Here is a 14,922-nt window from a genome sequence, read left to right on the forward strand (position 1 = left end):
GCATGAAAATGACCACACCGTTGCGCCGCATGGCGCCGTTGGCGCTCCTCGCAGCGAGCGCCCTCATTCTCACGGGATGCGCGGCTGGCAGCGACTCCGATTCCAAGGCCACCGCGACGCCGGCGGCCGATGCGTGCACGACGTACACCTCCGGTGACGAGAGCAAGTCGGTCAAGGTCAGCGGTGACTTCGGCAAGGAGGTCACGGCCGAGTTCACGACCCCGTTCGAGGCGACCGAGCTGCAGCGCACGATCGTCGACAAGGGCGACGGCGATGTGACGGCCGCCGGCGACAGCGTCGACCTGCGCATCAACGTCTTCAAGGGCACCACCGGTGAGGCGGCAATCGCCGAGGACGCCACCTTCACGGTCGGCGACCCGCAGATCTTCCCGGCGTTCCTGGCTGGAATCGACTGCGTGCCCGTCGGCTCGCGCGTCGTGACGACGATCCCCGCCGCCGAACTCTTCGGCGACGCAGGCAGCGAGGGCCTCGGCATCGCGGCCAACGAGAGCGTTGTCGTCGTGACCGACGTCACCAAGATCGTTCCGCCGCTCGCCGCGGAGGAGTGGACCGAGAACCCGCCGACCGTCAAGTTCAACGGCGAGGAGCCGCCCGTGCTGACGCTGCCGGAGGGTGAACCAGCCACCAAGCTCCTGATCGACGTGATCGAGGAGGGCGACGGCAAGACGGTCAAGCCCGGCGACTCTGTCACCGTCAACTACCAGGGCACGAACTGGAACACGGGCGAGATCTTCGACCAGAGCTACGGCAAGCAGCCGGCCACGTTCGCAACGACCGGCGTCGTCGAGGGCTTCGGCGCCGCGCTGGTCGGCCAGAAGGTCGGCACCAAGCTCGTCGTCTCGATCCCGCCGGAGTACGGCTACGGCGTCGCGGGCAGCAGCGAGCACGAGCTCGCCGGCCAGACCCTCGTCTTCGTGATCGAGATCCTGGACGTTGCGTAAACAGCGCGTCGAATAGACAGCACCACCACCGCAGGCCCGCTCGAGAGAGCGGGCCTGCGGTGTGTGCACCCGCCCCGAGAAGTCAGAGATGGCCCCTTCAGAGCGTCTGAAGGGGCCATCTGTGGCATCTCGCCCGGAACTGCGGCGGGGCGCGAGGGCTGTCCGGACCGGCTAGATCGCGGCGAGCTCGCCGAGCTTCGCGTGCAGCTCCGAGTCGCGCGGCTCCACCATGTGCGTGGCATCCGGGAACACGATCACGGGGATGTTGGTGCGGCCGCTGATGGCCTTGGCGCGGTCGGCACCGTCGATCTCGACCTCGAGGTCGACGTAGTCGTAGTCGACTCCGAGGGTGTCGAGCAGCGACTTGGAGCGGCGGCAGTCGCTGCACCAGGTCGCGCCGAACATCGTGATGCGGTCAAAGGTCTCGGCGGATGCGGAAGCGTCAGTCATGTCACCCATGCTAAAGCTCGAGGCTGGGCGATACGCTGGAGGCAGGCCGCCGGTGCGGCCGACACCGAGGTCGAAGACGAGTACGGCAGGGCAAGATGGCACGTCGCAGGCGCAAGGGATTCACGCCGTTCGACGATGAGGCGATCCCCAAGCGTGAAGAGGTCTCCCTCGACGAGCAGATCGAGGAAGGCGTGATGCTGGCCGAGTTCGGCGCCAGGATGGCGCTGAAGAACCAGATCATCATCGGCGTGCTGACCGAGCCGGACGCGTTCGACGACGAGCGCGTGCGCGAGGCCGCAAGGGCCGCCCTCTATGAAGAGGTGCAGCAGGAAGACGAGTCGGCCTCGATCGCCGAGGATGAGCGCGGCTCGGCCGCCAACCGCGAGGGCAAGGCGCTGCACCACCACGACTACCGCACCGACGATGTCGCCAATCTGCGGCGCAGGGAGAAGGTGCACGCCGCCGTCGCCGAACGCCTGTGGCGCCTGCGCGAGGATCGCGAGTATCTCGACTCCTTCGTCGCCAGGGCCAGAGCCGATGCGTGGAGCGAGATCTCCGCCGTGATCGAGACGAAGCTCGACGACGTGTGGCCGCCGCTCGTGGTCGAAGACAAGTCGGGTGGCCCGCAGGAGAAGCGCGTGAAGCAGCTGCGCAAGGAGCTCCGCCGCGAGGTGCGTGCCGCCAACCGCCGCTGGTAGCCGCCGCCGCCGTCGGCAGTCGCCAGCCGAACCGTCGTCGGGAGCGGGCGGATGCCGCGGCTCCGCTCGCGGGTCGCGCGCCAGTTACCGCGCTTTGCCGCAGAAACTACTGGCGCGAAACGCGGTTTCTGGCGCGGAACGCGCGCCGGAGCCACCAAGCGAGCCAGGGCCGGAGCCGCCAGCGCTGAGCCTAGGCGGCGGATGCCGAGGCGCCGCGCGCCTTCAGCAGCGTCGTGCTGACCCAGCCGAGCAGGATCGACACGACGCCGACGCCGATCGCAAACAGCGCGATGCCGAAGGAGATCACCGAGGTGAAGAGCGAGGCGCGCAGGAACGAGGCGTTCATCACGGTCGCGCGCATCGGGTCGTCCTGCGCGAGCTGCGCGTACGTCAGCCCGTCGGTCATGGCGAGGGCGTGGGTGTTGATGATGTCGGCCTGAGCGAACGCGGTCAGCGGGCCGGCGACCTCCCAGCCTTCCAGGAACGGTGCCCCCTCGCTCACGGTGATGCCCTCTGCGCGCAGCTTGATGCTCACCGCGATCCAGGCCACGACGCCGACGACGATGAAGAGGATGCCGAGGACGATGACGCCGATGCTCGCGATGCGCGCCAGGCGCAGTGACTTGTCCAGATTGCTGCTGATCGTCGACATCGATCGTCCTCCCCCAAGCGAATGATGTCTGCAGCGTATCGGCATCCCGCGGCCGCGCGATAGTGCAGGCGCACGGCCGGGCGCGCCGAACGTTACGGTGTTGGTCGCGGCCGCCACGGTCGCGGCAGCCGCTGTGGGAGATTGTCAGCCATGACCGACGCCACCGCTGACACCCGCCCCGCACCACTTGACGCGCCACTGGCCGAGGCGCTCGCCGCGGCCATCGACCACCTCGTCTTCGCAGGTCCTGACCTCGCCGCCGCCGTCGCGCACATCGCCGAACGCACCGGCGTCACCGCAGCACCCGGAGGGCGCCACGCCATCGGAACCGCCAACGCCCTCATCGCCTTCACGGTGGCCGGCGCCCGCGGCCCGCACTACCTCGAGATCATCGGGCCTGACCCGGACGGGGAGCGCGCGGCATCCGGGATCGAGATCTTCGGCATCGACACGCTGCAGACTCCAACCCTCAGCAGCTACGCGGTGCACCTCGCCCCGACGAGCATCGAGGATGCCGCAGAGCGCGCCCGTGCCGCAGGGCTCGCGCTCGGCGACATCGCGGCGCAGTCCCGCACGAAGCCGGACGGCTCCGTGCTGGCGTGGAGTTTCACGGCACCGCCCGGCCACGTCTCGCCGATCGTGCCGTTCCTGATCGACTGGGGAACGACCGCCCACCCCGGGCTGAGCGAGCTCCCGACGCTGGAACTCGTCGCGCTCCGCGGCGAACACCCGCACCCGGCCGAGCTGCAGGCGCAGCTGGCGGAGCTCGGCGTGCCGCTCGACATCGTGCTGGGCGATACGCCGGCACTGATCGCGACCGTGCGCGGCACGCTCGGCGAGGTCGAACTGCGCTGACCGCGCGAGCGGATGCCGACAGGCCCAATCACCGCGCGTCGGGCCCGTCGAGGCCCGCCGCGGGTCCGGCTCCGGCAGTCGGCGCTCGGCGCTCGGCGACGTCGATAGTATTCGAAGGTGCGCCGCGGCGCGTGCACGGTGAAGCGGCGAGGGGCGAATAGGCGATGGAAGCAGGCCTCGGCGGCGTCGGGACCGCCCTCGCCGTCATCATGCTGCCGATCCTGATCGGCTACATCGTCGGGCGCAGCACCGTGCTCGGCGAGCACGCCCGCCCCGTGCTCAGCCGGCTCGTGTTTTTCGTGCTCTCGCCCCTGCTGATGTTCAGCGTGCTCTCCGGCGCCGATGTGCACACACTGTTCTCCGCGCTGCTCCCGGTCTCGGCGATCGCGGGGACGCTCATGATGGCGCTTTTCGCGCTGTTCGCCCGGATCCGGCGCCGCCCGCTCGCCGAGACGGTCATCGGCTCTGTGGCGTCCGGCTACGTCAACGCCAACAACATGGGCATCCCGATCGCGCTGTACATGCTGGGCGACGCCGCCTATGCGGCTCCGATCGTTCTCCTGCAACTGCTCGTCTTCACCCCGATCGCACTCGCGATCCTCGACGCCTCGGCCACCGGCTCCACCTCGCTGCCGCGGATCCTCGGCCAGACTTTCCGCAATCCGATCATCATCGGCTCGCTCGCCGGCCTGTTCGTTGCACTCGCCGGAATCGCACTGCCCCCGATCGTGCACGACCCGATCGCCAGGGTCGGCGAGGCGGCGATCCCGCTGATGCTGATCAGCTTCGGGCTCTCGCTCGCCGGCCAACGGATGTTGAGCCCGGGGAGCGGGCGCACGCTCGTACTTGTGGCCTCGGCGCTCAAGCTGATCGTGATGCCAGTGGTGGCCTGGCTGTTCGGTGCCTTCGTCTTCCACCTCGACCAGGCTGCGCTCTACGCCGTTGTCGTGCTCGCCGCGCTGCCGACCGCCCAGAACGTGTTCAACTACGCGCAGCGCTACGACAGCGGAGAGATCCTGGCGCGCGACACCGTCTTCGTGACGACACTCGGCTGTGTGCCGGTGCTGCTCGGCATCGTGCTGCTGTTCGCGTAGGCCGGCACGGCCCGAGCCCCAGGCCCCAGGCCCGGCCGCGGCCCACACCCCGCGGCCCACAGCCCGCGGCGCCGCGCGCTAGGCGAGCTCGCGCCGGGGGCGGACCGCGATGTCGGTGATGTGCACATCGGCCGGTGCGTCAACGACGAAGCGCACCGCGTCGGCGACCGAGCTCGGCCGGATGTACTTCTCCGGTTCGTATGGTTCGCCGGCGCTCGCATTGCCGGAGCGCAGCAGGGGAGTGTCGGTCTGCCCCGGCGCGACGGTGGCCACGCGCAGTCGCGTCGACGCCTCGTCGATCCGCAGCACATCGGCGATGGCCTTGAGTGCGTGCTTGCTCGCCGTGTACACCGCGCTGCCCGGAATCGCCCGCGTCCCGGCGCCGGAACCGATGAAGACGACCGTGCCCTCCGCGGCGCGCAGCTGCGGCAACAGCACGCGGGTGAGCTCCGCCGGCGCGATCACGTTGCTGCGCAGCACGAGTTCCCAGTCGTCGACGGATGCCGCGGCCACCGCCAGGCGGGGAGCGATCGCCGCCGCGTGCACGAGCACGTCCACGCGGGGGAGAGCGGTGGCGACGGAGGCGAACGCGGCGAAGTCGGTGAGCTCGAGCAGCTGCGTGCGGCATCCCGTCGTCGCCGCCAGCGCATCGAGCGCCGCGGACGAGCGCCCGAGCGCGACGACGTCGTGCGTCGAGGAGAGCTCGGCGACGATGGCCGTCCCCATGCCGCCCGTCGCGCCGGTGACGACGGCCACCGGGCGCCCGGCGGCCGAGTGCTGAGTGGGTCCGTCGGCGGTGGCTGCGGTGGGCATGGGGCTCCTCTGGTTCGGGTGGTTCTGTTGGTCTGCCTGGCTTGGTTGCGGCGCGGGCCGGGGATGTCATGCTGTCACGCCGGCCGGCGGCATCCGGGGCGATGACGATTTGCGTCGAGGCCTTGACGAGCCGCGCGACGCGGCGTACATTCATGATCAACAAATCAGTTGATCAAGCAAAGGGTTGATTATGAGCGTTGATCTCCTCACCGATGGGCGTCTCGACCGGGCCTTCATGGCGCTGGCCGACCCCGTGCGGCGGGAGATCATCGCCAGGCTCAGCCGCGGGCCGGCAACGGTCAACGAGCTCGCCGCACCATTCGAGATCTCCAAGCAGGCGGTGTCCAAGCACATCCAGGTGCTCGAACATGCCGGGCTCGTCACGCGCAGTCGTGACGCCCAGCGCCGCCCGGTGCACCTCGATGCCGGCGCCCTCGAGAGGCTCACGGCCTGGATCGATGGCTACCGGCTCATCCACGAGGCGCAGTTCCGTCGGCTCGACACCCTGCTCGGATCACTGACGAGCACCGACACCGGCGTGAGTGGCGCCGGCGCCACCGAATCCAAGGAGAAAGAACAATGAGTACCACCACCAACGCTCTCACCGTCACTGCTCCGGAAGGCGTGCAGTACGTCGACTTCGTGCGCGAGTTCGACGCCCCCGTCGCCGCGGTCTTCCGCGCCCACGCGGAACCGGAGCTGATCAAGCAGTGGCTCGGACCAGACGGCTACGACGTCGAAATCGAGCACTTCAGCTTCGTGACGGGCGGCGGCTACCGCTACATCCACCGCGCCCCTGACGGCGAGGAGTACGCGTTCAACGGCGTCTATCACGTCGTCCGACCGAACGAGTTCGCCATCCAGACCTTCGAGTACGAGGGGTACCCGGATGTCGTCAGCGTCGAGTCCATGCGCTTCGAAGACCTCGGCGACGGGCGCACCCGCCTCGTCGGGCACTCCGTCTACCCGAACCAGGAGGCGCGCGACGGCATGGTCTCCAGCGGCATGGAACGGGGCATGTCCGAGGGCTACAACCGCCTCGACACGCTCCTGACGACGCTCTAGGCGGAGCGGTGCGGGCGGATGGCGCCGGCACTGGCGCGCGGCATCCGCCCGCCGCTCGCAGCACTCACAACCACACCCACCAGCAGTCAGGAGAAGCACCATGGATTGGACACTCGAAGTCATCGTTCTGCCGGTCAGCGACATCGGCCGCGCGGTGGCGTTCTACCGCGACCAGGTCGGATTCCACCTCGACCACGACACCCAGACCGAGCAGATGCACGTCGTGCAGTTGACCCCGCGGGGCTCTGGCTGCTCGATCGTGATCGGCGACCTCCCTGCGCAGAACGAGATGGCGCCCGGCTCGATGCGCGGTCTGCAGCTGGTCGTCTCCGATGCCAAGGCGGCCCGCGAGGAGCTGCTCTCCCGCGGAGTCGAGGCGAGCGAGATCGTGACCTTCGACGCGCGCGACGGTGGCACATTCTTCGGCTTCTCCGACCCCGACGGCAACAGCTGGGCCGTGCAGGAGCTGCGGGTGCGGGCCGAGAAGCCGCTCATCCCGCTCGAGGCGCGTGGCCGCTTCGGAGGCGATGACTGAGCCGAGCGCCTAGAGTTTTGAGATGCCGATTCTCAACAAGGACATGACCCTCTGCATCTCCCTCTCGGGCCGCCCGAGCAACATCGGCACGCGTTTTCACAACTACCTCTACGACGCGCTCGAGCTGAACTACATCTACAAGGCGTTCAGCACGGGTGATCTGCCCGCCGCCATCGCCGGCGTGCGCGGTCTCGGCATCCGCGGCTGCGCCGTGTCGATGCCGTTCAAGGAGGCGGTGATCCCGCTGGTCGACGAGCTCGACGCCTCGGCCGCCGCGATCGAATCGGTCAACACGATCGTCAACACCGACGGGCACCTCAAGGCATACAACACCGACTACCTCGCGATTCAGCGCCTCGTCGAGCGGCACGCTGTCGCCCCGTGCCCCGTCGTCGTGCGCGGCAGCGGCGGCATGGCCAAGGCGGTCGTTGCCGCGCTCCGCGATGCCGGCTTCACCGACGGCACCGTGCTCGCCCGCAACGAGGCGGCCGGCCGCGCGCTGGCCGAGCAGTACGGCTGGCGGGTTGCCGCGCAGGCGGCGTCCTGTGCCGAGTCGGATGCCGGCCAGAGCAGCGACGTCGCCGTCGGTGCCGGGCTGCTCGTCAACGTGACACCGATCGGCATGGCCGGCGGCGCAGAGAGTGCGGAGCAGTCGTTCTCGGATGCCGCGATCGCCGCGGCATCCGTCGTCTGGGACGTCGTCGCGATGCCCAGTGAGACCCCGCTGATCCGCGCGGCGCGGGCGGCGGGCACGCGCGTCATCACGGGCGCAGAGGTCATCGCGATCCAGGCAGAGGAGCAGTTCGTGCTCTACACCGGTGTGCGCCCGAGCCCGAAACTCGTGGCAGAGGCCTCCGCCTTCTCGCTCCAGGAGTAGGTGCTGCCACCCATGCGGCGCGCGGTGCCCGCTGCGTAGAGTGGCCGCCATGAACGCCGCAGTGAACGCTGCCGAGCCTGGGCCCGAGTCGGGTCAGCTCCCGCGCAACTACCTGTTCGCGCTCACCGACGGCGGCGGCACCGTCCCCCCTGAACTTGGCGTCGTCAGGCGGCTCCGCGCCCGCGGCCACGCGGTGCGGGTGCTCGCCGAGCCCTCGATGGCCGAGCAGGTGCTCGGCACGGGGGCGGCGTTCCTGCCCTGGTCCTGGCGGCCGGCCGAGCCCTTCCACGACTGGGACCTGCGCACCCCGACGAGCCTCGCCCGCGGCATCGCCACGCAGATGATGACCGATCCGGCCCCGAGTCAGGCGCAGGACACCCTCGCCGCCATCGAGGCGAGCCGGCCGGACCTCGTGCTGACCTCGTCCTTCGCCGTCGGCGCGATGATCGCGGCCGAGGCGCGCGGGGTGCCGTTCGACGTGCTGTTCCCGAACGCCTACCCGTTGCCGGCGCCGGGTATGCCGCCGTTCGGCGCGGGGCTCACACCCGCGCGCGGCTCGCTCGGGCGGATCCGGGATCGGGTCGCGACCGCCATGAGCGGCACGCTCTTCGACCACTACGCGCTCGCGCCGATCAACCGGGTGCGGGCCGCGAACGGCCTCGGCCCGATCGTGCACACCTGGGATCAGATGCACCACGCCCGCCGCCAGCTCGTGCTCACCTCTGCCGCGTTCGACTTCCCGGCCGCGCTGCCGCCCAACGCACGCTACGTCGGCGCCGTGCTCGACGACCCGAGCTGGGCCGCCGACGAGGCGTGGACGCCGCCGGAGGGCGGGGCGCCGCTCGTGCTCGTCGCCCTCTCCTCGACCTTCCAGAACCACGTGGGTTGTCTGCAGCGCATCACCGATGCACTCGGGAGCCTGCCCGTGCGGGGCCTCGTGACGACGGGGCCGGCAATCCGCCCCGAGGCGATCCACGCGCCGACGAACGTCACCGTCGTCGCCTCCGCTCCGCACGGCGCCGCGATGCGCGGGGCCAGCCTCGTCGTCACGCACGGCGGCCACGGAACCGTCGTCAAGGCGCTCGCGGCCGGCCTGCCGCTCGTCATCCTGCACCACGGGCGGGATCAGGCCGACAACGCCGTCCGTGTCACCAGTCGCGGCGCCGGGATCGCGGTACCTCGCTCCGCCTCGGCAGAGCGGATCGCCGGCGCGGTGCTCACGGTGCTCGCCAATGAGGACTACCGTTTCGCCGCACGGAAGCTCGGCCGGGCCGTCGCGCGGGACGCCGCAGGGGGAGCGCTGCTCGCGGAGCTCGAGGCCTAGCGCCCGCTCCCGCTTTGGCACGGCACCGGGTTCGCAGTTTGACGCCTTCCCGGCGGCCGGAAGACGTCGAAGTGCGATCCCGACCGCAGTACTCAGGCGAGGGCGAGCAGCCCGGCCGCGGTGATGGCCAGGGCGAGCCCGACCCACTGCACGGGAGCGATGCGTTCCTTGAGCACGAGCGCGGCGAGCAGGACCGTTCCGGCCGGGTACATCGCCACGAGCACGCTCATCACGCTGAGCTCGCCGAGCCGCAGGCCGATCAGCATGAACACGTTGGCGACGGCGTCCACCGCGCCGGCCGCGGCGGCGAGCAGCAGCCCGGTGCGCACCGTTGTCGCGGAGGGGCGCAGCGCTCGCCGCGTGAAGTCGACGGGGCCGGCGGATGCCGCATCCTCCTGCACCCCGCCGGCCGAGCCCCCGCGCACCCGGCGCGCCCCGATTCGCCAGAGCAGCAGCACGACGGCGAACATGATCGCCGCATTCACGCCGCGGTTGAACAGCAGCGGCACGATCCCGCTGTCCTCCGGCGTGAGGTCGATCAGGACCATGAACATGCCGATCGCCGCCCCGCTGCCGACCGCCATCAGGATGCCGCGCAGGCTGGGCCGAACGGCACCCTGCTCGGGGACGAAGCCGACGAGTACGACCGCGAGGAGGGCGAGGCCGAGCGCCCAGTAGCCGATCGGGGAGAACGCCTCGCCACGCAGCAGTCCGACCGTCATCGGCACGATCGCAGAGACGACGGCGGTGAGCGGCGAGAGGATGCTCATCGGGCCGATCGCCAGGCACGCGTAGAGCAACGAGATCGCCAGCGCGCCCGTCACGCCGGAGAGGGCGCCCCAACCGATCGCGGATGCCGACCACGCCCCGCCCAGCCACGGCAGCGTGACGAGCAACACCGCGAGCCCGGCCGTGGCCGTGACGGCCGTCGTCAGCACCGCGCTGATGCGCCTGGCGGAGAGCCCGCCGAGGAAGTCGGCGGCGCCGTAGACGAGCGCGCCGGTCAGGCCGAGCAGTGCGATGAGCATGAGGGCTCCAGACTAGACCGGCCCGGCGCCTGCTCATATGAGCAGCGAAGGTAACAATCTGCTTAAGCGCAGGAGAAAAACAATCACACCCCCTTGGCAGTGTCTGTGCACTTCCCTAGGCTGCGACTGACCCCCGCAGGGGGGTCGAACAGTCGCCCTGCTTGGCGCCACACCGCGGTCACATCGCGGTCTTCGGCGCGCCAACAGGCGGGCACCCCATCGACAGGAGATCTCGTGCACCAGCAACACAGCTCCCGCTCGCGGAGGCTCGCAGCGCTCGCCGTCACGACGACGGCCGCGCTCGCCTTCACGGCGTTCGGTTCCACACCGGCATTTGCAGAGGACGCCGTCGCAGCGGCCGCCACCCACACGATCGCGCAGATCCAGGGGACGGGCGCAGCCAGTCCGCTGCCGAACAACACCGCCGTCACCGTCGACGGCATCGTCACCGCCGACCACCGCGTCGGCGGGTTCGGCGGCATCTTCGTGCAGACTCCCGGCGTCGGGGGCGACGTCGACCCGAGCCCAGGAGCCTCTGACGGCATCTTCGTCTTCCTCGGGGCCAACGCCGCAGCCGGCATCGCCATCGGCGACCAGGTCACCGTGAGCGGCCTCGCCGGTGAGCGCAACGGACAGACCCAGATCAACGCGAGCGCCGGATCGGTCGCGCTCGTCACCGCCGGCGTCGGACTGCCCGCCCCCGTCGCCCTGCCGGACACCGTGCGCGGAGACGCCCGCGAGCCCTTCGAGGGCATGCTCGTCGCCCCGAGCGGCAGCTACGCGCTCAGCTCCAGCCACAACCTCTTCTCCTTCGGTGAGCTCTGGCTGAACGCCGGTGAGACCGCGGCGGTCAAGAGCACAGAGCTGGTCGGCCCCGGTGCGGAGGCCGACGCGATCACCGCAGCCAACAAGGCCGCGCGCGTGCTCGTCGACGACGGCTACAGCGTGCGCGTCACCGACGCGTCGCACAACGGCGATCAGCCCTACTTCACCAAGGACAACGTCGTGCGCAACGGCGACACCGCCGTGTTCCCCGCAGCCGGCATGGTCCTCGGCTACGGATTCAACGAGTGGCGCCTGCAGCCGCAGCTGCCGCTGACGGATGCCAGCGACGCCGCGGGCAAGGTGAGCTTCACCCCGGTGAACCTCCGCGCCGACGCACCGCCGGAGGTCGGCGGCGACGTGAAGCTCGCCAGTTTCAATGTCTTCAACTACTTCACGACCCTCTCCAGCGTGAACTCCGCCGCCCGCGGCGCCGCGACGCAGCAGGAGTTCGACATCCAGAAGTCCAAGATCGTCGCAGCCATCAACGGCCTCGACGCCGACGTCGTCGCGCTGATGGAGATCGAGAACTCGGTCAAGCTCGGCACACCGGCCGACATCGACGCGGCGCTGAATGACCTGGTCGCCGGCCTCAACGCCGCGGCCGGCTCGGAGATCTGGGCGGCCGTGCCGACCCCGACGGCGCTGAACGACGCCGCGATCACCGACTTCATCACGAGCGCCATCATCTACAAGAAGGATGCAGTGACCCCGGTCGGCGCGAGCAAGACCGTGATCGACGAGACCGTGTGGGACATCGCGCGTGAGCCGATCGCACAGACCTTCACCTTCGAGGGCAAGACGATCACCGTGGTCGCCAACCACTTCAAGTCCAAGAGCTCGCCCGGCGGCACCCCCGCGCCGCCGGAGCCGGCCGACGGGCAGGGCTTCTTCAATGCGGAGCGCACGGAGCAGGCCCAGTCCCTCCTCGCCTTCAGCCAGCAGCTGCAGGCGGAATCCGGCAGCGGCGACGTGTTCCTGATCGGTGACTTCAACGCCTACGCGCACGAGGACCCGATCAACGTCTTCACCGCGGCAGGCTGGACGGATGTCGTGCCGACGCACGCCGCCGGCCAGTACACCTACACTTTCAACGGTGAGCTCGGCTCGCTCGACCACGTGCTCGCATCGCCGTCGGTGGCCCCGACGGTCACGGGCGCCGGCGTCTGGAACATCAACTCGCCGGAGTGGAGCGACCGCGGCTACGAGTTCGGCGCCACGGAGGCCGGCACCCCGTTCCGGTCCAGCGATCACGACCCGATCGTCGTCGGCGTCTCGCGGGAGGTGCAGCCCGTCGACATCAACGTCGTCACGGTCAACGACTTCCACGGCCGGCTCGAGCAGGCGGCACCCTCCGGCGGAGCCGCGGTTCTCGCCGGAGCGGTCAAGCAGATCCGCGACGCGAACCCGAACACGGTCTTCGCCGCGGCGGGCGACCTGATCGGTGCATCCACGTTCACCTCCTTCATCCAGCAGGACAACCCGACGATCGACGCGCTGAACGCGGCGGGACTCGACGTCAGCTCCGTCGGCAACCACGAGTTCGACCAGGGCTGGGCCGACCTGAGCGGGCGTGTGCTCGACCGGGCCAACTGGGAGTACCTCGCGGCGAACGTCTACGACAAGACGACGGGGAAGCCGGCCCTGCCGGAGTACTTCACCGAGACGTTCGAGGGCGTCACGGTCGGCTTCGTCGGCGCCGTCACCAACGAGCTGCCATCGCTGGTCAGCCCGGCTGGCATCGCCAACCTCGAGGTGCGCGATGTGACAACGGAGGTGAACCGCGTTGCCGACCAGCTGCGCGACGGTGATGCGGCCAACGGCGAGGCGGATGTCGTCATCCTGCTCGTCCACGAGGGCGCAGCCACGACCGCGATCGAGTCGGCAACCGACCCGAACTCGCCGTTCGGCAAGATTGTCACCGGCGTCGACTCCGACGTCAACGCGATCGTGTCTGGTCACACCCACCTCGCCTACAACCACGTGATCGACGGTCGCCCGGTGATCTCGAGCGGCCAGTATGGCGAGAAGTTCGGCCTGATGGATCTGCAGGTGAACCCGCAGACGAAGGAGCTGGTTTCGATCAGCAACGAGACGCTGCCGCTCATGAGCGCACCGATCCCGGCCACGCCGACGACGCCGGCCGTTCCCGCCAAGCCGCTCTACCCCGCGGTGCCGGAGGTCCAGGCCATCGTCGCCGATGCGGTCGCCGTCGCTGACGTGCTCGGTGCACAGAAGCTGGGCGACATCACGGCCCCGTTCAACCGCGCCAAGCTCTCCAACGGCACGACGGAGAACCGCGGCGGTGAATCCACGCTCGGCAACTTCGTGGCCGACGTGCAGCTGTGGGCAACGCAGAGCGCCGGAGCCCAGATCGCGTTCATGAACCCCGGCGGCCTGCGCACCGACATGCCGTTCGCCAGCTCGGGTCCGAACGACCCGGACGGCAACGTCACGTACAAGGAGGCGGCCGTCGTCCAGCCGTTCGCCAACACGCTCGTGGCCATGGACATCACCGGCGCGCAGCTGAAGACGCTGCTCGAGCAGCAGTGGCAGCCGGCCGGAGCGAGCCGACCGTTCCTCAAGCTCGGCGTCTCGGAGGGACTGGAGTACAGCTACAACCCCGGCGCGGCTGCCGGTGCGCGCATCGGCGCCATCACCCTGAACGGTGAGGCGATCGATCCGGCCGCCAGCTACCGCATCGCGGTGAACTCCTTCCTGGCATCGGGCGGCGACAACTTCGCCGTCCTCGCCTCCGGCACCAACCGCGCCGACACCGGCAAGGTCGACCTGGCGGCGATGGTCGACTACCTCGCCGTCAACTCGCCGGCCTCGCCCGACTACGCGCAGCGTGCCGTCGGTGCGGTGCTGAGTGCACCGGCGGATGCCGCTGGCTACAAGGCCGGTGAATCCGTCACCGTCACGCTCAGCTCGCTGGCCTTCGGCGACAGCACAACGCCGGCGCCCGGCACCGTTGAGCTCTCGCTCGGCGGCGCCGCCGTGGCATCCGCCCCCGTCGACGCGACGGTGACGGACGCCGTGTTCGACGAGACCGGAACCGCAACCGCGCAGTTCACGGTGCCGGTCGGCCTCGACGGCGTGCAGCAGCTCGCGATCTCCGTCGCCGCGACGGGAACGGCGGTCTCGGTGCCGATGACGATCCAGAGCGTCGTGGTGCCGGAGAAGATCGCCAGCATCACGCTCGGGGTTCCGAACAAGCTGCTGGCCAAGGCCGGGTCGGCCGTCAAGTACAACGTCACTGTCGCGGCGGCCTCCGGGCCGCGTGCAACGGGAACGGTCGAGGTGCGTGACGGAGGAAAGGTCATCGCCACGATCGAGCTGACCGCAGCCGACAAGGGCAAGGCCAGCGTCAAGCTGCCGAAGCTCAAGCCGGGCATTCACCTACTGACGGCGCACTACCTCGGTTCGGACACCGTCAAGGCTTCACGAAGCCTGCCGGTTCCCCTGATCCTCTGGTAACCGATCCATGATCGACGGCCCTCCCGCTCCGGCGGGAGGGCCGTCGTGGTTTTCCGCCGCCGCCCCCGCTGGTTGAGCCAGTCGAAACTTTCGCTGGTCGAGTAGCGAGGAACGAGCGTATCGAGACCTCGCGGGCAGGAGCTGTCGCGCGGGCGTGATGTCGATACGGCCGTGGACGGCCTACTCTCCGCACCACGCTGGCTGAGGGAGCGCCAGCGACCGAAGCCCTGAGCGGCTCCGCGAAACGGCGGCCGGTGGTTTCTCGTG

At 69.7% G+C, this 14,922-nt stretch carries 14 protein-coding genes; 10 read left to right on the plus strand and 4 right to left on the minus strand.

Annotation, left to right across the window (positions count from 1 at the left end; genetic code table 11):
* Positions 1-2: 2 nt before the first annotated feature.
* Positions 3-962: an FKBP-type peptidyl-prolyl cis-trans isomerase gene (locus EV379_RS01170; protein WP_165397251.1), complete on the plus strand. Its 960-nt coding sequence runs from the start codon at positions 3-5 to the stop codon at positions 960-962.
* Between the two features lie 171 nt (positions 963-1,133).
* Here EV379_RS01170 and EV379_RS01175 read toward each other — a convergent pair whose 3' ends face one another.
* Positions 1,134-1,412: a glutaredoxin family protein gene (locus EV379_RS01175; RefSeq protein WP_130504540.1), complete on the minus strand. Its 279-nt coding sequence runs from the start codon at positions 1,410-1,412 to the stop codon at positions 1,134-1,136.
* A 95-nt stretch (positions 1,413-1,507) separates the two neighbouring features.
* On the opposite strand from EV379_RS01175, the gene EV379_RS01180 reads away from it, so the two are divergent.
* The gene (locus EV379_RS01180; RefSeq protein ID WP_130504541.1) at positions 1,508-2,110 is read left to right on the plus strand and encodes a hypothetical protein; all 603 of its coding nucleotides are present in this window, start codon (positions 1,508-1,510) and stop codon (positions 2,108-2,110) included.
* Between the two features lie 190 nt (positions 2,111-2,300).
* On the opposite strand, the gene EV379_RS01185 is transcribed toward EV379_RS01180, so the two are convergent.
* Positions 2,301-2,762 carry an aromatic ring-opening dioxygenase LigA gene (locus EV379_RS01185; RefSeq protein WP_130504542.1) on the minus strand — a complete coding sequence of 154 codons (462 nt, stop codon included), beginning with the start codon at positions 2,760-2,762 and terminating at the stop codon, positions 2,301-2,303.
* A 150-nt stretch (positions 2,763-2,912) separates the two neighbouring features.
* On the opposite strand from EV379_RS01185, the gene EV379_RS01190 reads away from it, so the two are divergent.
* The gene (locus EV379_RS01190; protein ID WP_130504543.1) at positions 2,913-3,617 is read left to right on the plus strand and encodes a VOC family protein; all 705 of its coding nucleotides are present in this window, start codon (positions 2,913-2,915) and stop codon (positions 3,615-3,617) included.
* A 164-nt stretch (positions 3,618-3,781) separates the two neighbouring features.
* Positions 3,782-4,711, plus strand: coding sequence for an AEC family transporter (locus EV379_RS01195; RefSeq protein ID WP_130504544.1), 930 nt, complete (start codon positions 3,782-3,784; stop codon positions 4,709-4,711).
* 78 nt (positions 4,712-4,789) lie between these two features.
* Here the strand turns inward: EV379_RS01195 and EV379_RS01200 are convergent, their stop codons facing one another.
* Positions 4,790-5,524: an SDR family oxidoreductase gene (locus EV379_RS01200; protein WP_130504545.1), complete on the minus strand. Its 735-nt coding sequence runs from the start codon at positions 5,522-5,524 to the stop codon at positions 4,790-4,792.
* A 190-nt stretch (positions 5,525-5,714) separates the two neighbouring features.
* Here EV379_RS01200 and EV379_RS01205 point away from each other — a divergent pair, with 190 nt between their 5' ends.
* From EV379_RS01205 to EV379_RS01225, 5 genes are all read left to right on the plus strand, one after another.
* Entirely contained in the window at positions 5,715-6,107 is a 393-nt protein-coding gene (locus EV379_RS01205; protein WP_130504546.1) for an ArsR/SmtB family transcription factor, read from the plus strand.
* Positions 6,104-6,589, plus strand: a complete 486-nt coding sequence (locus EV379_RS01210) for an SRPBCC family protein (RefSeq protein WP_130504547.1) — start codon at positions 6,104-6,106, stop codon at positions 6,587-6,589. Before EV379_RS01205 ends, EV379_RS01210 begins: the two co-directional genes overlap by 4 nt.
* A 100-nt stretch (positions 6,590-6,689) precedes the next feature.
* Positions 6,690-7,124 carry a VOC family protein gene (locus EV379_RS01215; protein ID WP_130504548.1) on the plus strand — a complete coding sequence of 145 codons (435 nt, stop codon included), beginning with the start codon at positions 6,690-6,692 and terminating at the stop codon, positions 7,122-7,124.
* Positions 7,125-7,146: 22 nt separating this feature from the next.
* Positions 7,147-8,001, plus strand: a complete 855-nt coding sequence (locus EV379_RS01220) for a shikimate 5-dehydrogenase (protein ID WP_130504549.1) — start codon at positions 7,147-7,149, stop codon at positions 7,999-8,001.
* 49 nt (positions 8,002-8,050) lie between these two features.
* Positions 8,051-9,325: a glycosyltransferase gene (locus tag EV379_RS01225; protein ID WP_130504550.1), complete on the plus strand. Its 1,275-nt coding sequence runs from the start codon at positions 8,051-8,053 to the stop codon at positions 9,323-9,325.
* Between the two features lie 92 nt (positions 9,326-9,417).
* Here the strand turns inward: EV379_RS01225 and EV379_RS01230 are convergent, their stop codons facing one another.
* Positions 9,418-10,353, minus strand: a complete 936-nt coding sequence (locus EV379_RS01230; RefSeq protein WP_130504551.1) for an EamA family transporter — start codon at positions 10,351-10,353, stop codon at positions 9,418-9,420.
* 234 nt (positions 10,354-10,587) lie between these two features.
* On the opposite strand from EV379_RS01230, the gene EV379_RS01235 reads away from it, so the two are divergent.
* Complete coding sequence (locus tag EV379_RS01235) at positions 10,588-14,655, plus strand: ExeM/NucH family extracellular endonuclease (RefSeq protein WP_130504552.1); 4,068 nt, start codon at positions 10,588-10,590, stop codon at positions 14,653-14,655.
* Positions 14,656-14,922 lie beyond the last annotated feature (267 nt).

It is taken from the genome of Microterricola gilva, from assembly GCF_004217495.1.
Lineage (GTDB): Bacteria > Actinomycetota > Actinomycetes > Actinomycetales > Microbacteriaceae > Microterricola > Microterricola gilva.

Bases quoted from the DNA above. Each gene is read 5' to 3' on its own strand.
- EV379_RS01170 (WP_165397251.1), top strand. From the start codon at position 3: ATGAAAATGACCACACCGTTGCGCCGCATGGCGCCGTTGGCGCTCCTC.
- EV379_RS01175 (WP_130504540.1), bottom strand. From the start codon at position 1,412: ATGACTGACGCTTCCGCATCCGCCGAGACCTTTGACCGCATCACGATG.
- EV379_RS01180 (WP_130504541.1), top strand. From the start codon at position 1,508: ATGGCACGTCGCAGGCGCAAGGGATTCACGCCGTTCGACGATGAGGCG.
- EV379_RS01185 (WP_130504542.1), bottom strand. From the start codon at position 2,762: ATGTCGACGATCAGCAGCAATCTGGACAAGTCACTGCGCCTGGCGCGC.
- EV379_RS01190 (WP_130504543.1), top strand. From the start codon at position 2,913: ATGACCGACGCCACCGCTGACACCCGCCCCGCACCACTTGACGCGCCA.
- EV379_RS01195 (WP_130504544.1), top strand. From the start codon at position 3,782: ATGGAAGCAGGCCTCGGCGGCGTCGGGACCGCCCTCGCCGTCATCATG.
- EV379_RS01200 (WP_130504545.1), bottom strand. From the start codon at position 5,524: ATGCCCACCGCAGCCACCGCCGACGGACCCACTCAGCACTCGGCCGCC.
- EV379_RS01205 (WP_130504546.1), top strand. From the start codon at position 5,715: ATGAGCGTTGATCTCCTCACCGATGGGCGTCTCGACCGGGCCTTCATG.
- EV379_RS01210 (WP_130504547.1), top strand. From the start codon at position 6,104: ATGAGTACCACCACCAACGCTCTCACCGTCACTGCTCCGGAAGGCGTG.
- EV379_RS01215 (WP_130504548.1), top strand. From the start codon at position 6,690: ATGGATTGGACACTCGAAGTCATCGTTCTGCCGGTCAGCGACATCGGC.
- EV379_RS01220 (WP_130504549.1), top strand. From the start codon at position 7,147: ATGCCGATTCTCAACAAGGACATGACCCTCTGCATCTCCCTCTCGGGC.
- EV379_RS01225 (WP_130504550.1), top strand. From the start codon at position 8,051: ATGAACGCCGCAGTGAACGCTGCCGAGCCTGGGCCCGAGTCGGGTCAG.
- EV379_RS01230 (WP_130504551.1), bottom strand. From the start codon at position 10,353: ATGCTCATCGCACTGCTCGGCCTGACCGGCGCGCTCGTCTACGGCGCC.